Source organism: Gordonia sp. LMA484, assembly GCF_058129505.1.
The window spans coordinates 452,966-469,509 of record NZ_CM176700.1 but is presented as its reverse complement, the minus strand read 5'-3'; the positions used below and the strand labels follow the sequence as shown (position 1 = coordinate 469,509).

The window sequence follows — 16,544 nt, the reverse complement described above, 5'->3', positions numbered from 1 at the left end:
CGGGAGGTCGGCGACCCGGGGATACCGCACAGGACCTCGGAGGAGAAGGTTACGGGCAGGCGAACCATGCGCGTCTCGGACTGCCGCCGACGCCCAGGTGCGGTGCAATGACGGTGTGACGCTCCCGCAGAACGGCATCCATCGGACGCATACGGTCGCCACATCGTCGGTGGTCGGCTCGATGGCCCGTGCCGACCACCTGGGCAAGCGGCCGATCCGGCTGGTCCTGGTACCCGCGCTGATCATCGGGCCGGTCCTGATCGCGCTCGTCGAGTGGCATTCGGCCGGTACCGCAGTCGAGCTTTCCGACATCGCGCTGCCGGTGGTTGTCGGCGCCGTCGTCCTCGCGATTCTGGCCGTCATCGTGCTGCGCGCAACAGCGTCGTGGAACTGGCGGCGGGCACTTCCGGAGGACACCCCGATCTTCGCGGATTTCGGTTCGGAGTGGATCGGTGTCGGATGGCAGGACACCTACACCGCGGTGGCTGTGTCCCAGATCACCCAGGTGCGGCGGTTCGGCGCGGCACTGAATGTCAGCGGCGGCGGGACCAGCCTCGTCATCCCGGTCGACCTGGTGCCCGAGCCCATCGCGGCCGACCTCCTGCGCCGGTTCGGGCGTCGGCGCGCACCGACGTCGGGCACCCCGCCGACGCGGGTACTGCCGTCGCCACGCCCCACGGCGTCATCGCCGGATGTGGACGGAACCATCCGGACGCAGACCGTCGCCGATGAAGGCCTGGCCGCCCGGCTGTCGGCGACGATGCGACGCATCCCGGCGACCCGGCTCGCCTTGCTGGTCACGCTCCTCGCGTTGATGCTCACCATGGTGTTCCTGCTCGATGGAATGCAGACCAGCACCGATTGGCTGATCACCGGCATGACCGTCGCCGCGATCGTGGTCATCCTCGGCCACGTCCTGTGGTTCGGCGGAGCGTCGCGATTCCGCAACCTCGTGCCGGCAGGGACGACGATCTTCGCCGAGTTCGGAGCCGATTGGATCACCGTGGGCCTGGGCGGACTGGTCGAGTCGGCACCGGTGGAGCGGATCTGCAGCGTGCGGCGGGTCGACGCGGCCCTGATGCTGCGGCTCGACAATCCGTCGGGCGCACTGATCATCCCGGTGGAACTGGTACCGCTCCACGTCCGCAACCAACTTCTGCGCAGATTCAGATAACCCCCTGACCTGGCCATATGTGCGCCGCCGATTCTTGTCGGACCCGTGTCGTAGATTGATTCGTGCAGGGTCGATGTGAACACTTTGAACCCGACCTGGCTCCCAGTGTGTGTTGTTGGACAGTGTGCTGGCGGGTCCGGTCGTTTCTTGCGAAATGTGATGCGGGCAGACCCTCCCGGTACATCCGTTTCTCGAGAAAGGACACCCGTGATGTCGGGTCTGTCGTGGTCAGTGGCGTCGTGGTATCGCGACGCCTCACCCTGGCCCGACATCGCACCACAGTTCCTCGGCGGAGTGTCGGCCGAGGAGATCTCCGACACCGATATCAACGAGTTGCTCGGCGCGCTGACCGCCACACAACGCGGCCGCTCCTTCTTGGCCTGGCAGGACTATCAGATCGCCGCCGAACTACATCATCGGATCGTCGGCAGCAGCACCGACGATCCCCACGCCCTGTTCCTCAAGGACGGCCTGGCCGACTGTGCCGCCCGGCTGGCCATGACCCTGGGGATCGGCCAACCCGCCGCCGAACAACTGATCCAGCGGGCTCTCGCCCTGCGCGACCGCCTCCCCCAGGTGGCAGTGCGGCTGCGGGATGGCCGCATATCCGAGCAGCTGGTCAAGACGGTCATCGCCCGCACCGATCTGGTCGACGGCCACGACTGTGCCGCCGATATCGACACCGAGATCGCCGAGGCCCTGGACCGTCATGCCGGGGCGTGGTCGCTGCACCGGCTGCGCGACACCGTCGACCGGATCGTGTTCCGCCATGACCCGGATGCGGTGCGTGAGCAGCGCCGCAAGGCGTTGGATGCGCGCGGGGTGTGGACCGAACCGAAGAACGACGGCACCGCGAAGCTGTCGGCCATCATGTCGGCCGAAAACGTTCGGATCGCGGTGGCCGCGGTCCGCAAGCTCGCTGCCCTGGTGTGCGAGTACGACGGACGCACCAAACAGCAACGCGCCTCCGATGCCCTGTTCGCCCTGTTGACCCGCACCGCGTTCGGCTGCCAGTGCGGCCGCGACGACTGCGCCGCCGAGGTTGTCGAGCCGTCCACCGAGATCGCCGCTGTGGACCCGAAAATCGTCATCAACGTCGTTTGTGACGAATCCACCCTCGCGGGCACCGCCGAGCATGCGGGTTTCATGGCCGGACACGGCGTCATCTCCGACGAACACGTGCGTGAGCTGGCCGCCCGACCCGACGCGGTCATCAAACCCCTCGTCCCCAAGGGCACCCCGCAGAATCCGGACGGGTCGTTCACCCTGCCCGCCACCCAACCGGCCGACCCGTATCGGGCATCGACCGCGTTGGACACCTACGTGCGGGTACGTGACGGCTACAGCGTCATGCCCGGCACCCCGACGTCGTCGTTTGACGCCGACCTCGAGCACGTCCGCGAATACGACCACACGAACCCGGGCGCAGGTGGGCAGACCCTTCCGGACAACCTCAACGCCAAGGACCGTTTCGGACATCTGCTCAAGACATTCGGCGCCTGGGTCGACGAGCAATACCGCGACCCCTACAGCGCCGAACTGCGCACCGTGTTCACCACCCCCGAAGGCCTGGAGATCCCGGGAGACCCGGAAAACCTCGAAGTCCTCTTTCCCGGGCTGCTCCGCATACGTTTCACCGCCCCCACCCACGCCCCACCGACCACCCCTACCGCCGAGAAACCCACCCACCCCACCCGCTCGATCGGCCGGGTGGCAGCCAAACACGCCCGCCGACAACAAGAACGGGAGCGCAACCGCAAACGACGTGAAAGCGACACAGAGACTGTGACCGACGATCCGGGCGTCGACGGTGATCGATCCGACACCGTCGACGAGGCGTAGGAGGCACCACAAATCGCTCAACTGACACCCGTCGAGTACGTAACGTGGAGACATGGCAACTCCGACCGAGAGTCCGACGACCACCACCGCGGCCGACGCCGTCACCGACGATCCCGAGACCGTCACCCCGCCCTCGGATGACTTGTCCGACGACGAACGTGCGCTCCTCGTCGACAATCTCCGGTACTCCCTGGACGGTCGATGGCGGGCCACCCGGGACATGGTTCGGGAGAACGCCAACCGCGCCGATCTGCTCCCGGACCCGTCGCGCACCCTCGACGAGGCGCGTGCACGTGTGCTCGAGGAGATGGCCGAGCTGGGCAAGAGCGGGTTCTCGGCTGCCGGTTTCGCGGCCGATCACGGCGGGACGGGTGACGTCGGCGCGTCGATCACCGCGATCGAGATGCTCGGCTACGCCGACCTGTCGCTGATGGTGAAGGCCGGAGTGCAGTGGGGTCTGTTCGGTGGCGCCGTAGAGAACCTCGGCACCGCGCGGCACCACGACCGCTATGTCGCCGACATCATAGGCCTCGACCTACTGGGATGCTTCGCCATGACCGAGACGGGTCATGGCTCGAATGTGCAGGCGCTGGAGACCACCGCCACCTACGACCCGGAGTCGCGGGAGTTCATCATCGACTCCCCCACCCCGTCGTCGCGCAAGGACTACATCGGCGGCGCCGCCCAACATGCCCGGGTGGCGGCGGTGTTCGCGCAGCTGATCACGGGTGGACCGGGCGAGGAGCCGTCGAGCCAGGGCGTGCACTGTTTCGTCGTCCCGATCCGCGATGACAACGGCGACGACCTGCCCGGTGTCACCACCAGCGACTGCGGCTACAAGGGCGGCCTGGCCGGTGTCGACAACGGTCGCCTCATGTTCGACCACGTCCGCATCCCGGCGGAGAACCTGCTCAACCGCTACGCGGACGTCGAGGCCGACGGCACCTACACGTCGCCGATCGAGAATCCCAACCGACGGTTCTTCACCATGCTCGGCACACTCATCCGCGGCCGGGTCAGCGTCGCGGCCACGGCGGGCGCGGCCGGCCGCAAGGCCCTGGCGTTGGCGAGCCGCTACGGGTTGATCCGTAAACAGTTCGAGGCGCCCGATGCCGACAACGAGATCACCGTGATGGACTATCTCGGCCATCAGCGGAAACTGCTCCCGCTCATCGCGAAGTCGTACGCGATCGCGTTCGCGCAGAACGAGATCATCGAGGAGCTGCACGAGGTGCAGTCGTCGGCGCCGGATGACAGCGACGCGGGGCGTCAGCGCGAGTTGGAAGGGGCGGCAGCCGGTCTGAAGGCCTATGCCACCTGGCATGCGTCGCACGCCATCAACGTCAGCCGCGAGGCCTGCGGCGGTGCAGGCTATCTGGACGAGAACCAGATCTCGATCATGCGTGGCGACATCGACGTCTTCACCACCTTCGAGGGCGACAACACGGTGCTGACACAGCTCGTCGCCAAGGAACTGCTCTCCGCCTATGCCGAGGATGTGCAGGGGCTGTCCGCGGGTGGCTGGGTGAAGTTCATAGCGAGCATGGCCCGCGACGTCGTCGTCGAGAAGACCGCCGTGCGGCAGGTGGTCCAGACGCTGCTGGAGAGCTCTGACGAGGACACCGAGAAGTCGAACCTCACCAACCGCGGAACGCAGCTACGCCTGTTCCGTAACCGCGAGGATCACCTGGTCCGCACCTGTGCACAGCGGTTGCGCCGGGCCACCGACGACGCGAACGACCCGTTCGAGGTGTTCAACAACGCCCAGGATCACCTGTTGAAGGTGGGGCAGGCACACACCGAACGGATCGTGCTGGAGGCCTTTGTCCAGGCCATCAACGACTGCGACTCGCGGTCGGCGGCGGATCTGCTCGGCAAGGTGTGCGACCTGTTCGTCTACTCCGCGCTCGAGGACGACATCTCGTGGTTCCTGATGCATCGACACGTGTCGGTGGAACGGGCCAAGGCCATCCGACGCGGCGTGAACGAACTGTGCCTGGAGCTACGGCCGCACGTACGCACTCTCGTCGACGCTTTCGGTATCCCCGAGGAGTTGATGACGGCGCCGATGCTGCAGAACGGCTGAGGTGGGCCGACCGTCGTCGCCCAGTCGTCGTCGCTCAGTCGTCGTCGCTCAGTCGTCGTCGCTCAGTCGTCGTCGGTGTGGCCGCGCGGCGGTAGTCCCATCGCCACTGCCTGCTGGGCCTCGGTGAGTTCGCGGCGGAACCGGTCGACGTCGCGGGCCCAGGCCTGTCTGAGGGTGCCGTCGGCGAGCTTCACGCCGACACCCTTGCGGCGCCGCGGGACCGCGGGGAGCTCACCTAGCGCACGGGCGCTCTCCCACGCCTGGTGCTCGGGTCCGTTGTTGGGCGGGTAGATCGTGGCGATCTCGGAAAGCGGGATTCTCCCGGTACCCTGACGCAGGGTGGTCTCGGTGAGGCGGACGCTGACGTGCGTGCGGGCGGCGTGGACCTGGACGAGTGAGAAGCCGATCAGGATGACCGCGAAGATCAGCATCACCGGCCAGTGGACCTGGCCGGGACCGGCGATCTCGGTGGCCAGGACGGCGCCGATCAGTACCGGACCGATGGCGACGACCCACCAGCTTCCGCCCGGTTCATAGAACAGGAGTTCGCCCTCGTCGACAGGCTCCTTGTCGGGCTCGGCCGCCTGCTCGTCACCGGCATCGTCGGTGCTCGGCTGTGGCGTCGCGTCGTCGGTGTCGGAGGGCGCGAGCTCGTCGTCGTCGGGGCCCTTCGGCCCGTCCGGAACCGTCACTTCCGGCGACTGTTCTTCGTCGGCTTCTCGGGTTCGGCCGTCGAGTACCACTCGTCGGCCTCGGGACGGTAGGCCATCAGTGACCCGAAGAGGCCGAACAGCGAGGCCACCAGGGCGAACGCCAGGATGGGGATGCCGAAGCTCACGATGAGCAGCATGATCACCACGACCAGCGTGAGAGCGGCCAATGAGGATCGCCACCGTGCATCGCCGACGAAGGCCTTGCTGCCCATGACGATGAACCCGGCACCGATCGCGGCGACGATCACGCCGATCCCGATGGGGAGCAGCGTCGGCCCGGACGTGAAGATGCCCAGCACGATGAACAGCACTCCCAGTGCAACGAGGAGACCGCCGGAAACGGTCCAGCACCGGTAGGCCCACACAACCTGTTTCGGCCGCCGGGCGGGGTCAGGGCTCACCACGGGTTTCGCTTCCTTCGTTCGACTGGCCACGGTCGTGCTCAGACCGCGGACGATTCTGCTGCCCGCCACCATACGGCCAACTCTGGGGTGTGCCCTGGTGGTAGCCCGAACCCCCTGACCACGGTGGCGGCCCGGGTGGCGGGGTGGGCGGCTGGTGCGGTCTGCGACGATGTGCGGTCATCTCCCGGCAGTACTGTTCGCTCTCACGGCGGAGCAGCAGGACCGAGGCGCCGATCGCGGCCACACCACTGATCACCATCGGGATCATCACCCACTGCGGTTCGATGTGACCGAACAGAGAGAAGACCAGATTGACCGCGAGGAACACACCCATGGCGGCGACGATGAGGCGCGCCCAGTTGTAACCGCTGCGGGTGAACAGGACCAGACCGGCAGAGACCACCGTCAGGAACAGACCGAACAGCCCCAGCACGATGACCAGGGTGGCACTGGAGGTGAGGAGATCGACCTGCTCTCTCGGGGTGTCGGACGGTAGGCCGGCGATCTGTCGATCCCAGGAGTCACGCAACGTCGGGTACTGGCCGATGTAGGCGACGATCTGACCGAGGATGACCACCACCCACAGTTCGGTGGCGATGGAGACGGCGTCGGGCCGCTTGGGGCGGGCACCCGGGTCAGCCGGCGCCTCGTGGATCGGTGCGGTCATGCCTCCAGCCTAGTGAATGGTCGCGCCGCACCGGCCTCCCCGCCCGCGCCGTCCATCCGGACCGTTGCTCAGCCGAGCCGACCTGCGACCTCGGTGGCCCAGTAGGTGAGGATGATCGACGCTCCGGCGCGTTTGATCGAGGTGAGCGACTCCAGGATCGCGGCGTCACGGTCGATCCAGCCGCGCTCGGCGGCGGCCGTGATCATCGAGTACTCGCCGCTGATCTGATACGCGGCGACCGGGACGTCGGCGATCTCGGCGGCGTCGCGGACGATGTCGAGGTAGCTCATCGCGGGCTTCACCATCACCACGTCAGCACCCTCGTCGAGATCGAGGCGGATCTCCCGCAGTGCCTCGACACGATTCGAGGCGTCCTGCTGATAGGTGCGCCGATCCCCTTCGAGCGACGACCCGACCGCTTCGCGGAACGGACCGTAGAACGCCGACGCGTACTTCGCGGCATAGGCGAGGATTCCCGTGTCGGTGAAGCCCTCGGCGTCCAGACCGGCACGGATCGCGGCGACCTGGCCGTCCATCATCCCGCTCGGCCCCAACAGATGCGCACCCGCACGAGCCTGTGCCAGCGACATGGATACATACCGGTCCAGCGTCGCGTCGTTGTCGATGCATCCACGCGCGTCGACGACTCCGCAGTGCCCGTGGTCGGTGAACTCGTCGAGGCAGGTGTCGGCCATCAGCACGGTCGTGTCGCCGAGATCGTCCGACAGCGCCCGCAATGCGCGGTTGAGAATCCCGGCGTCGTCATCGGCGCCGGACCCGACGGCGTCCTTGTCGGCGGGCGCCGGGACACCGAACAGCATCAGCCCACCGACTCCGGCGCGCACCGCCTCGTCGGCGGCCTTGCGCAGCGAATCGAACGTGTGCTGCACGACACCGGGCATCGACGAGATCGCACGCGGCTCGTCGATGCCGTCGGCGACGAACATCGGCAGCACCAGGTCCTGCGGCGCGACGTGCGTCTCGGCGACGAGTCGGCGCAACGCCGGGGTGGACCGCAGGCGACGGGGACGGATCACGGGTGCCATCTGCATTCTCCTCAGGACGTGTTCGGTTGTGCGTGTGTGTGGCCCTTCGTGACGCATCGCTCGTACCTCGCGAGGCTCCTCAGGGACCGGGGTGGTGACCGTCCTCGCGTCTCCTCAGAGACCGGGTGGTCACGCACCGCAAGCGGGTAGCGCTGGCGTCCGTCCCCCGCTCCCGGAGGAGGTCCGGAGCGCTAGCGGCCGTCCCCCCGATCCCTGAGGAGGTCCGGAGCGCTAGCGGAGGACCGTCACGAAGGGTCGCCCTTCGTGACGCTCGCAAGCTCGCTCCTCAGGGACCGAGTGGTGACGCTCGCAAGCTCGCTCCTCAGGGACCGAGTGGTGACGCTCGCAAGCTCGCTCCTCAGGGACCGAGAGGTGACGCTCGCAAGCTCGCTCCTCAGGGACCGTGGGTGGTCACGCATCGCTCGCTCCTCAGGGACCGAGGGGTCACGCCTCGGCGACCGGGGACCGTCAGGACCGCGACCGTCGCGACTTCTTGCGCGGCGGAGGCAGCGCGCCCTCGGCACGCAGACGGGCGGCGTGCTCGGCGAGTGCGTCGATCAACTCGGGCACCGACGCCGACTCCGGCTGCACATCCACGCGCAGGCCGAATTCGGTTGCCGTCTCGGCGGTCTTGGGACCGATACACGCAACGATGGTGCGGGCGTGCGGCTTTCCGGCGATGCCGACCAGGTTCCGGACCGTGGAGCTCGAGGTGAAGCAGACGGCGTCGAAGCCACCGGTCTTGATCATCTCGCGGGTCTCCGCGGGCGGCGGGGCGGCACGCACGGTGCGGTAGGCGGTGACGTCGTCGATCTCCCAGCCGCGCTCACGCAGCCCCTCGGACAGCGTCTCGGTGGCGATGTCGGCTCGCGGCAACAGGATTCGGTTCACCGGGTCGAAGACATCGTCGTACGGCGGGAAGTCGTCGAGCAGTCCGTGTGAGCTCTGCTCACCCGACGGCACCAGCTCCGGCTCGATGCCGAAGGTGCGCACCTTCTCCGCGGTCGCCTCACCCACACAGGCGATCTTGACCCCGGAGAACGCGCGGGCGTCGAGACCGAACTCCGCGAACTTCTCCCACACCGCACGCACCGCGTTGGTGGAGGTGAACACCACCCACTGGTAGCGACCGTCGACCAAACCCTTGACGGCCCTTTCCATCTGGGCGGGGCTGCGCGGCGGTTCGACCGCGATCGTCGGCACCTCCTTGGGGATGGCACCGTGGCTGCGTAGTCGTTCGCTCATGTCGCCGGCCTGGTCCTTGGTGCGCGGCACCAGCACGGTCCAGCCGTACAACGCACGCGATTCCCACCACGACAGCTTGCTGCGATGAGCGACCACCTTGCCGATGGTCAGGATCAGCGGCCCGACGAGGGCGTTGCCCTGCTCGTTGAGGCTGGCCAGCGTCGCCTCGATGGTCCGCTGTGCACAGGTGGTGCCGTTGACGGTGATCGCGACCGGGGTCTGCGCGGCCATGCCGTTCTCGGTCAGCGCACTCGCGGTCTCGGCGAGATGGGCGGCCGTGGCGTGCAGGACCAGCGGTCCCGGCGCAGCGGCCAGCGCGGCCCAGTCCACACCTTCGGCGCGGACATCGGCCTCGGTATGGGTGGACCCGAGTGGCATGCCGGCGTAGCTCGGCACCACCGACGCGGCGGGCAGGCCGGGCAGCACCTCGAAATGCACCGACGATCGCGCAACCGCGTTGACCTCGCTCAGTACCGAATCGGTGGTGAGCGGATCGCCCGACACCACGCGCACCACGTCCTCGCCACCGCGAGCTGCGGCGACCAGGGTCTTGGCGACCTCGGCGGGATCGCCGAGGGCCGGGTGGACCACCGACGGTTCCTCGGCCTCGGCGGCATCACCCTCGGTCGATGTCGCCTCTACGGCGGTGTCGTCGGTCGCACCGTCGTCTTTCGTCTTCTTGGCGTTCCTGGCGGACTTCCCCGATCGGGAAGTCTCCGCGGCCTCGTCTCGGTTGGCCGCACCGATCATCTCGACCACACCGGCCGGGACGTCGGGATCGATGTAGGCCGTGGTGGCCTTCTCGATCGCAGTGCGGGCTCGGACGGTCAACAGATCGGGGTCACCGGGTCCCGACCCGACGAACAGGATCCGTCCCGGATTGACCTTCTTCGCACGGCTCATGAGTTCGCACTCTCCTGCCCCTGTCGGAGCTGCAGTTCCTTCTGCTACCGGAGTTGCGAGGCGGCCTGCACCCGAAGTCGCGACCCGCTCACCACGGGCGCCGAGGGCGCCGCTAGGCTTGCGAACCGCGGCCGACGAGCTCGTTCGCTCCCAGCTCCAGCAGTTCGGCGGCGAGATTCTTGCCGAGTTGCTCCGCACGATCGATCGGTCCCACCACCGAAGCGCGGATCACATCCGATCCGTCTTCGGCCGCCACCGCCGCTCGCAGCGACAGCTCGGCGAAGATCCGTCCATCGTCGTCGATCGACTCGACCACCTCGGCGATCGCTCCGACCGGTGCGGTACATCCGGCCTCGAGGGCCGCGAGCACCGCGCGCTCGGCATCGATCGACGCACGTGTGGACGCGTCGTCCAACTCGGCGAGTATTCTCACCAGTTCGGCATCGTCGGAGCGGCACTCCACGGCCAAGGCGCCCTGTGCCGGTGCCGGTAGCAGGACCACGGGGTCCAATGCCTCGGTGACCTCATCGGCTCTCCCGATGCGTACCAATCCGGCCCTGGCGACCACGACCGCGTCGAGTTCACCGCTGGCGACTTTGCCCAACCGAGAATCAAGGTTGCCTCGTAGGGGGCGGATTTCCAAACCGAGACCCAATGCTCTAAGCTGTGCCGCCCGTCGCGGCGCCGACGTCCCGACAGTCGACCCCGGCGGCAGCTCGCCGAGCACCATCCCACCCCTGCTGACCAGGGCATCTCGCGAATCCTCCCGGGGCGGGACGGCCGCGATCACCAGGCCCGGTTCCGGTGCGGTGGGCAGGTCTTTGTAGGAGTGGACGGCGACGTCGACCTCGTCGTTCTGCAGCGCCACGCGGATGGCCGTGGTGAACACCCCGACCCCGATCTCGGCGACGGGCGCCTGCGAGTTGTCACCGGCCGTGCGGATGATGACGAGCTCGGCGGGATGCCCGGCGGCGGTCAGCGCGTCGGCGACTTTCTGCGACTGGGTCCTGGCCAGCAGCGACCCGCGGGTGCCGATGCGGATCACGTCGCGTCCGGGGGCGCTCACTTGTCGTTCCGGCCGGTGCCGGCATCGGGTGTGCCCCCGAGTCCGGTCGCCGCTTCCGGCGCCGACACCGACTCGGCAGCGCCCGGCTTGAGCTCGAACAGTTCGCGCAGCGCTTCGGCGTAGTGGTCGCCGTTCGGGGTCGACGCGAGCTGTTTGACGCGGACCGTCGGTGCGTGCAGCAATTTGTCGACGACGCGACGCACGGTTTTCGCCACCTCGTCGCGTTGCGGGTCGTCGAGGTCGGGAAGCCGGGCATCGAGCCGCAGGATCTCCGCCTCCACGACGTCGGCGGCGCGCTGACGCAGTGCCGCGACGGTCGGTGTGACCTCGGCCTGCCGCTGGTGAGTGAGATAGTCGGCGAGTTCGGTGGCGACGATCGACCGCGCGGCCGACGCGTCGTTCTCCGCCGCCTGGGTCTCGGAATCGCCACGCAGACCCTCGATGTCGACGATGTGCACGCCCGGCAGCCGTCCCGCCGCCGGATCGACGTTGCGTGGCAGGCCGAGGTCGCAGATGACCAGCGGGCTGCCGTCGCTGCGGGCGGCGAGCGCCGAGTGCACCTCGCCCACGCTGACCACCGTGCCGACCGAGCCGGTGCAGGTGACGACGACGTCGGCGGCCGCCATGGCCTCGGGCAGTTGGGCCAGACCCATACCGCGTACCGCGATCCCGTGGTTGGCGGCGATGTTGCCCGCCAGGTGCTCGGCGTTGGCGACCGTGCGATTGACGACGACCAGGTCGCGCACGCCTTCACGAGCCAGTTGCGCCGTGGCCAGGCCACCCATCGCGCCGGCGCCGACGACCACGGCCGAACGCAGTCCGCCGCGCTGCTCGGCCGCCAGCAGGGCCTGGGCGCGGTGCAGCGCCACCGACACCACCGAGGCGCCGGCCCGGTCGATGCCGGTTTCGGTGTGTACCCGCTTGCCGACACGCAATGCCTGCTGCGCGAGCTCGTGCAGCACACGACCCGCCGAGTCGTTGGCGTCGGCGTTGAGGTAGGCGTTGCGGATCTGTCCGAGGATCTGCTGCTCGCCGACGACCAGTGAGTCGAGACCGGCGGCGACGGTGAACAGATGTTCCACGGCCGCCTCCGAGTAGCGGACGTACGCGTGGCGGGTCAGCTCGTTGACGGTCATCCCGGAGTGCTCCCCCAGGACGCTGCCGACGGCCTCCAACGCGGGGTGGAACGCGTCGACGACCGCGTAGATCTCCACGCGGTTGCAGGTCGACACGAGCATCGCCTCGGAGATCGCCCGCGACGACAGCAGTTCGTCGACGAGCTTGGGTCGATCGTGGTCGGAGACCGCCAACCGTTCGAGCACCTCCACGGGTGCACTTCGGTGCGAGACCCCGAACAACAAAACACTCACGCCGTCACCGTTTCCTCACCCGTCGCCGACCATGCCGAATCCATGCCGGTCGGCCGCATCCCGGGTTCTCTCTTCGTGGCGATCGCACCCGCCGCGCGGCCGGCCGAGGCCGTGCCGGGACGCGAGCGCGACGCATTGAACGCCAACACCTGTAACTCCAAGGCTAGATCAACCTGCCGCACGACAACATCGGAGTCCGTGCTCAGTGTCGTCGGCGTTACATTCAACAACTGACGTACCCCTGCCCCGACGAATGCGTCACAGGCCGCCTGGGCGTCCGCCTCGGCCGTCGCGATCACCGCGATCTCGATCGGCTCAGCGCCGTGACCTGCGCAGACATCATGGATCGCGGACAGCGGCGCCACCTGCGGCCCGCCGGGTTCGACGACCGTGCCGATCACGTCGGGATCGGAGTCGAACATGGCCGACACGCGAAATCCGCGACCGAACCCGGCGTGAGCGAGCAGCGCCCGACCGAGTCGACCGGCGCCGGCGAGCGCGACGGTGTGGGTGCTGTCGGTGTGCAGGACCATGGCGATCCGGGCGGTCAGGCGCCCGACGTCGTAGCCCACTCCGCGCACTCCGTTGGCGCCCACATGGGACAGGTCTTTGCGCAAGATGGAGGGATTGACCCCGGCCGCGGTGGCGAGTTGGCCGCTTGAGGCCACCAGGATGCCGCGTTCGCTGAAGGACCGCAGGATGTACAGATAGGTCGCCAAACGTGTGACGGTGGGCTCGGGAATCTCGGACGCGTCGGGTATCTCGGAGTCGTCCGACGCCGAACCGCCGCTCACGCCCTGGTCACCTTCTTCCGGCCGTCAAGGGTCCCACCCATCGCCCCATTGGCGAACCCCCATACCCGATCTCAGCGTATACCGCGCGATAACAGGTTCTCACTACCCCCATCAGATCGCGTCAACCGCGGCGCGATTCGAGGTCTTGACGCAGCCGGGTCGTGTCGACCTCCCAGTAGCTGTGCTCCTCGCCGTCGAGCAGGACGACCGGCAAGCGGTCGCCGAACTCGGCACGCAGTGCCACATCGCCGTCGTCGGCGGCCCGATCGACGTCAACCTCGTCGAACCCGACACCGAAATCCGCACAGATACTTCTCAATTCGCTGCGAGCCGTGGCACAGGCCGAGCATCCGGCTCGCGTCAGCAGCGTCAATGACATGTCGGCCTCCCTCGGTCGGTGGTGCGCCTCGCCGGGCGGTGTCACCGGCATCAGTGTGTCACCCCTCGCAATCGGCGCACACTAGGCTGGCTCGTGGCCCTCGAGTGGCTACTGTGGGGTTCCGGACTCCATGAGCCCGGTACGTTCTGAGCGAGTGGAGGTGAGCCGTGGCCGAGGAGGTCTCGGGCTCCGGTGATACCGACGGAGTCGACCCGACGCACGGCGACGCACCGAACGTCGAGAGTACGGGCGCGCCCGTCGGCGACGACGGGATCGTCGCCGACGAGACGGTCTCCGCCGACGAGGTCGTCGCCGGTGCGATCGCCGACGACGACGTGACCGACGCCGAGGACTGGGAGACCCACGCCGACGCGCTCGGCCCGGACCACGCCGACGACGAGGACGAGGATTCCGACGACACCGACGACGAGGACGAGGACGCCTCCCGGGTCGCGACGTGGATCTCCGAGCGGGCCAGGGCGACCAGCGGGCGTTTCCGACAGACCGCACAGGAGCTGCGGCAATCACTCGCCGGCGAGGCCAGCGCGCGAGTCGCCGTGGACACCCTGCGATCGCGCCCACCCACCGACGACGAGGAGACGCAGGCACCCCGCGACCTGACCGCCGCCGCATTCTTCGACGTCGACAACACCCTGGTCCAGGGCGCCTCGATCATCCACTTCGCCCGCGGCCTGGCCGCGCACAAGTACTTCTCCTACGGCGACATCCTCGATTTCGCGTGGACCCAGGCAAAGTTCCAGATCACCGGCAAGGAGAACGCCGAGGACGTCGCCGAGGGGCGCGAGAAGGCACTGTCGTTCATCGCGGGCCGTCAGACGTCTGAACTGGTGCAACTCGGCGAGGAGATCTACGACGAGTACATCGCCGACAAGATCTGGCCGGGGACCCGGGCGCTGGCCCAGCGGCACCTCGACGCCGGCCAGCAGGTGTGGCTGGTGACCGCGACACCGGTGGAACTCGCACAGACCATTGCCGAGCGTCTCGGCCTGACGGGGGCGTTGGGCACGGTGGCCGAGAGCGTCGACGGGGTGTTCACAGGCCGTCTCGTCGGCGACATCCTGCACGGTCCCGGCAAGGCGCACGCGGTGCGGGCACTGGCCATCCGCGAAGGCCTGAACCTCAAGCGCTGCACCGCATACTCGGATTCGCACAACGACGTGCCGATGCTGTCGCTGGTCGGCACCGCCGTCGCGATCAACCCGGACGCCGACCTTCGCGACGTCGCGAAGGTTCGCGACTGGGAGATCTACGACTTCCGCACCGCCCGCAAGGCCGCCAAGTACGGGGCGACGTCGGCGCTGGTGATCGGTGCCGCCGGAGTCGGCGCGGCGACCGCCACCCGGCTGATCCGGCAGCGCTGGGGCTGAGGCATCTTGCCTTGAGGTCGACTCGACGAGAGCTCTTGGCGGCGCGCGACTGCGCGACTGCACGGGTCGCCGATCCCTCAACGGCCGTTGTACCGACCGTCTTTGGGGCAGAGTGAATCGCCACTAGCCTGGGTGCGGTCGGCGCGATCCCGGGTTCTGTCGGCGCGATTCGAGGTTCCGTCGGCGCGATCCCGGGTTCTGTCGGCGCGATCCCGGGTTCTGTCGGCGGTGTCCCGGGTGCTGTCGGCGCGATCCCGGGTGCTGTCGCGCTGTGGGCGCTACAGCGTCACGACGTCCGACGTCGGATCGATCAGGACCTTGGCATGGTGTTCGGCGCTACCCAGCGCGTCGAAGGCCGCCGGCACACCGCCGAGACCGACCGTCGCGGTGACCAACGGACTCGGGTCCACCTTGCCATCCGCGATCATGTGCAACGTCTCGTAGAACTCGCCCGGGTCGTAGGCGAAGACGAACCGTAGCTCGATCTCCTTGTTGATCGGCATCGCCGGCCGGAAGGTGTCGGGCTGCATGCACACACCCACCACCACGACCCGCGAGCGGAACGGGGCGTGCGACACGATGTCCTCGATGATGCCGGGCACGCCGACGCATTCGAACACCACCGGTCCCTGCGGGGTCGCGCCGACGCGTTCGGCCACCCGCATCACCTTCGCCCAGGGCACGCCGGGAATGCGTTGCAGGTCGTGCATCGCGGAGAACGCGGTGCCGAACAGGTCGGAGGCGCTTGTCAGATACTTGTGTTTCTGGTTGCCCGCCTGCCACGGCGAGTCCGAGAGCGGGTCGACGACGACGTCGGCGCCGCAGCGGCGAGCGAGGTCGCGCCGACCCGCCGACAGGTCGCTGGCCACCACCGTTCGCACGCCCGCGGCCTTGAGCATCAGGATGACGGCCAGCCCGATCGGACCGCACCCGATGACCACGGCGACGTCGCGTTTGCCCACCTCGCCGCGCCGGACCGCGTGCCGGGCCACCGCCATCGGCTCGGTCAGTGCGGCGAGTTCCGCGGACACGCCGTCGGGGACCGGCATCGTCATGTCTTCGGCGACGAGCATCAGATCGGCGTACGCACCCGGTGCCTGCGCCGACAGTCCGGTCAGGTGCGCGACGTCGCCGTGCTTGATCATCGGCACCGACACCACCGACGTCCCGGGCGCCCACCGGCGGCGGCATCCCGGGCCGTAGGAGACCACGTCGCCGGTGAATTCGTGTCCCATGACCACCGAGTCGCCCGAACGCATGAAAGCGTGATAGCCGACCTCGTCGGCGACGTCGGCGCTGGCATCCGCGTAGGTCCGCGCGTGTAGGTCAGATCCGCAGATACCCGCCCGGATGACCCTGATGAGGACCTGCCCGGTCCCCGGCGTGGGTGTGGGTAGATCGACGATCGAGAGCTCGCCGCCCTGACACGCCACTGCTTTCACGTTGTTGTCCCCCTTCGTGACGCTC

Annotated in this window: 14 protein-coding genes; 4 read left to right on the top strand and 10 right to left on the bottom strand. The window is 68.2% G+C overall.

The window, feature by feature from the left end; all coding sequences use genetic code 11:
* Positions 1 to 115 precede the first annotated feature (115 nt).
* The 3 genes from AC4AMJ_RS02095 (at position 116) to AC4AMJ_RS02085 (ending at position 5,102) form a co-directional block, all read left to right on the top strand.
* A complete protein-coding gene (locus AC4AMJ_RS02095; protein WP_489916983.1) occupies positions 116 to 1,174 on the top strand; it encodes a hypothetical protein in 1,059 nt (352 codons plus the stop codon).
* Between the two features lie 210 nt (positions 1,175 to 1,384).
* Positions 1,385 to 3,016 carry a DUF222 domain-containing protein gene (locus AC4AMJ_RS02090; protein WP_489916981.1) on the top strand — a complete coding sequence of 544 codons (1,632 nt, stop codon included), beginning with the start codon at positions 1,385 to 1,387 and terminating at the stop codon, positions 3,014 to 3,016.
* A gap of 52 nt (positions 3,017 to 3,068) precedes the next feature.
* The gene (locus tag AC4AMJ_RS02085) at positions 3,069 to 5,102 is read left to right on the top strand and encodes an acyl-CoA dehydrogenase family protein (RefSeq protein WP_489916979.1); all 2,034 of its coding nucleotides are present in this window, start codon (positions 3,069 to 3,071) and stop codon (positions 5,100 to 5,102) included.
* A 62-nt stretch (positions 5,103 to 5,164) separates the two neighbouring features.
* On the opposite strand, the gene AC4AMJ_RS02080 is transcribed toward AC4AMJ_RS02085, so the two are convergent.
* The 9 genes from AC4AMJ_RS02080 to AC4AMJ_RS02040 form a co-directional block, all read right to left on the bottom strand.
* Positions 5,165 to 5,794, bottom strand: coding sequence for a DUF3093 domain-containing protein (locus AC4AMJ_RS02080; RefSeq protein WP_489916977.1), 630 nt, complete (start codon positions 5,792 to 5,794; stop codon positions 5,165 to 5,167).
* Entirely contained in the window at positions 5,791 to 6,219 is a 429-nt protein-coding gene (locus AC4AMJ_RS02075; protein WP_489916975.1) for a hypothetical protein, read from the bottom strand. The genes AC4AMJ_RS02080 and AC4AMJ_RS02075 overlap by 4 nt, the downstream gene beginning before the upstream one ends.
* Positions 6,206 to 6,886, bottom strand: coding sequence for a hypothetical protein (locus tag AC4AMJ_RS02070; RefSeq protein ID WP_489897242.1), 681 nt, complete (start codon positions 6,884 to 6,886; stop codon positions 6,206 to 6,208). The genes AC4AMJ_RS02075 and AC4AMJ_RS02070 overlap by 14 nt, the downstream gene beginning before the upstream one ends.
* A 68-nt stretch (positions 6,887 to 6,954) precedes the next feature.
* On the bottom strand, positions 6,955 to 7,932 hold the full coding sequence (hemB, locus tag AC4AMJ_RS02065; RefSeq protein WP_489916973.1) for a porphobilinogen synthase: 978 nt from the start codon (positions 7,930 to 7,932) through the stop codon (positions 6,955 to 6,957).
* Between the two features lie 468 nt (positions 7,933 to 8,400).
* A complete protein-coding gene (locus AC4AMJ_RS02060; RefSeq protein ID WP_489916971.1) occupies positions 8,401 to 10,080 on the bottom strand; it encodes a bifunctional uroporphyrinogen-III C-methyltransferase/uroporphyrinogen-III synthase in 1,680 nt (559 codons plus the stop codon).
* Positions 10,081 to 10,192: 112 nt separating this feature from the next.
* Complete coding sequence (hemC, locus tag AC4AMJ_RS02055) at positions 10,193 to 11,146, bottom strand: hydroxymethylbilane synthase (protein WP_489897245.1); 954 nt, start codon at positions 11,144 to 11,146, stop codon at positions 10,193 to 10,195.
* Positions 11,143 to 12,516 (bottom strand): glutamyl-tRNA reductase, encoded by a 1,374-nt coding sequence (locus tag AC4AMJ_RS02050; RefSeq protein WP_489916969.1) that lies wholly within the window; start codon positions 12,514 to 12,516, stop codon positions 11,143 to 11,145. Before AC4AMJ_RS02050 ends, hemC begins: the two co-directional genes overlap by 4 nt.
* Positions 12,513 to 13,310, bottom strand: a complete 798-nt coding sequence (locus AC4AMJ_RS02045; protein ID WP_489897247.1) for a redox-sensing transcriptional repressor Rex — start codon at positions 13,308 to 13,310, stop codon at positions 12,513 to 12,515. Before AC4AMJ_RS02045 ends, AC4AMJ_RS02050 begins: the two co-directional genes overlap by 4 nt.
* Positions 13,311 to 13,431: 121 nt before the next feature.
* On the bottom strand, positions 13,432 to 13,689 hold the full coding sequence (locus tag AC4AMJ_RS02040; RefSeq protein WP_489916967.1) for a glutaredoxin family protein: 258 nt from the start codon (positions 13,687 to 13,689) through the stop codon (positions 13,432 to 13,434).
* A 335-nt stretch (positions 13,690 to 14,024) separates the two neighbouring features.
* On the opposite strand from AC4AMJ_RS02040, the gene AC4AMJ_RS02035 reads away from it, so the two are divergent.
* Entirely contained in the window at positions 14,025 to 15,077 is a 1,053-nt protein-coding gene (locus AC4AMJ_RS02035; RefSeq protein WP_489918355.1) for an HAD family hydrolase, read from the top strand.
* Positions 15,078 to 15,355: 278 nt separating this feature from the next.
* On the opposite strand, the gene AC4AMJ_RS02030 is transcribed toward AC4AMJ_RS02035, so the two are convergent.
* A complete protein-coding gene (locus AC4AMJ_RS02030) occupies positions 15,356 to 16,519 on the bottom strand; it encodes a zinc-binding dehydrogenase (protein WP_489916965.1) in 1,164 nt (387 codons plus the stop codon).
* Positions 16,520 to 16,544 lie beyond the last annotated feature (25 nt).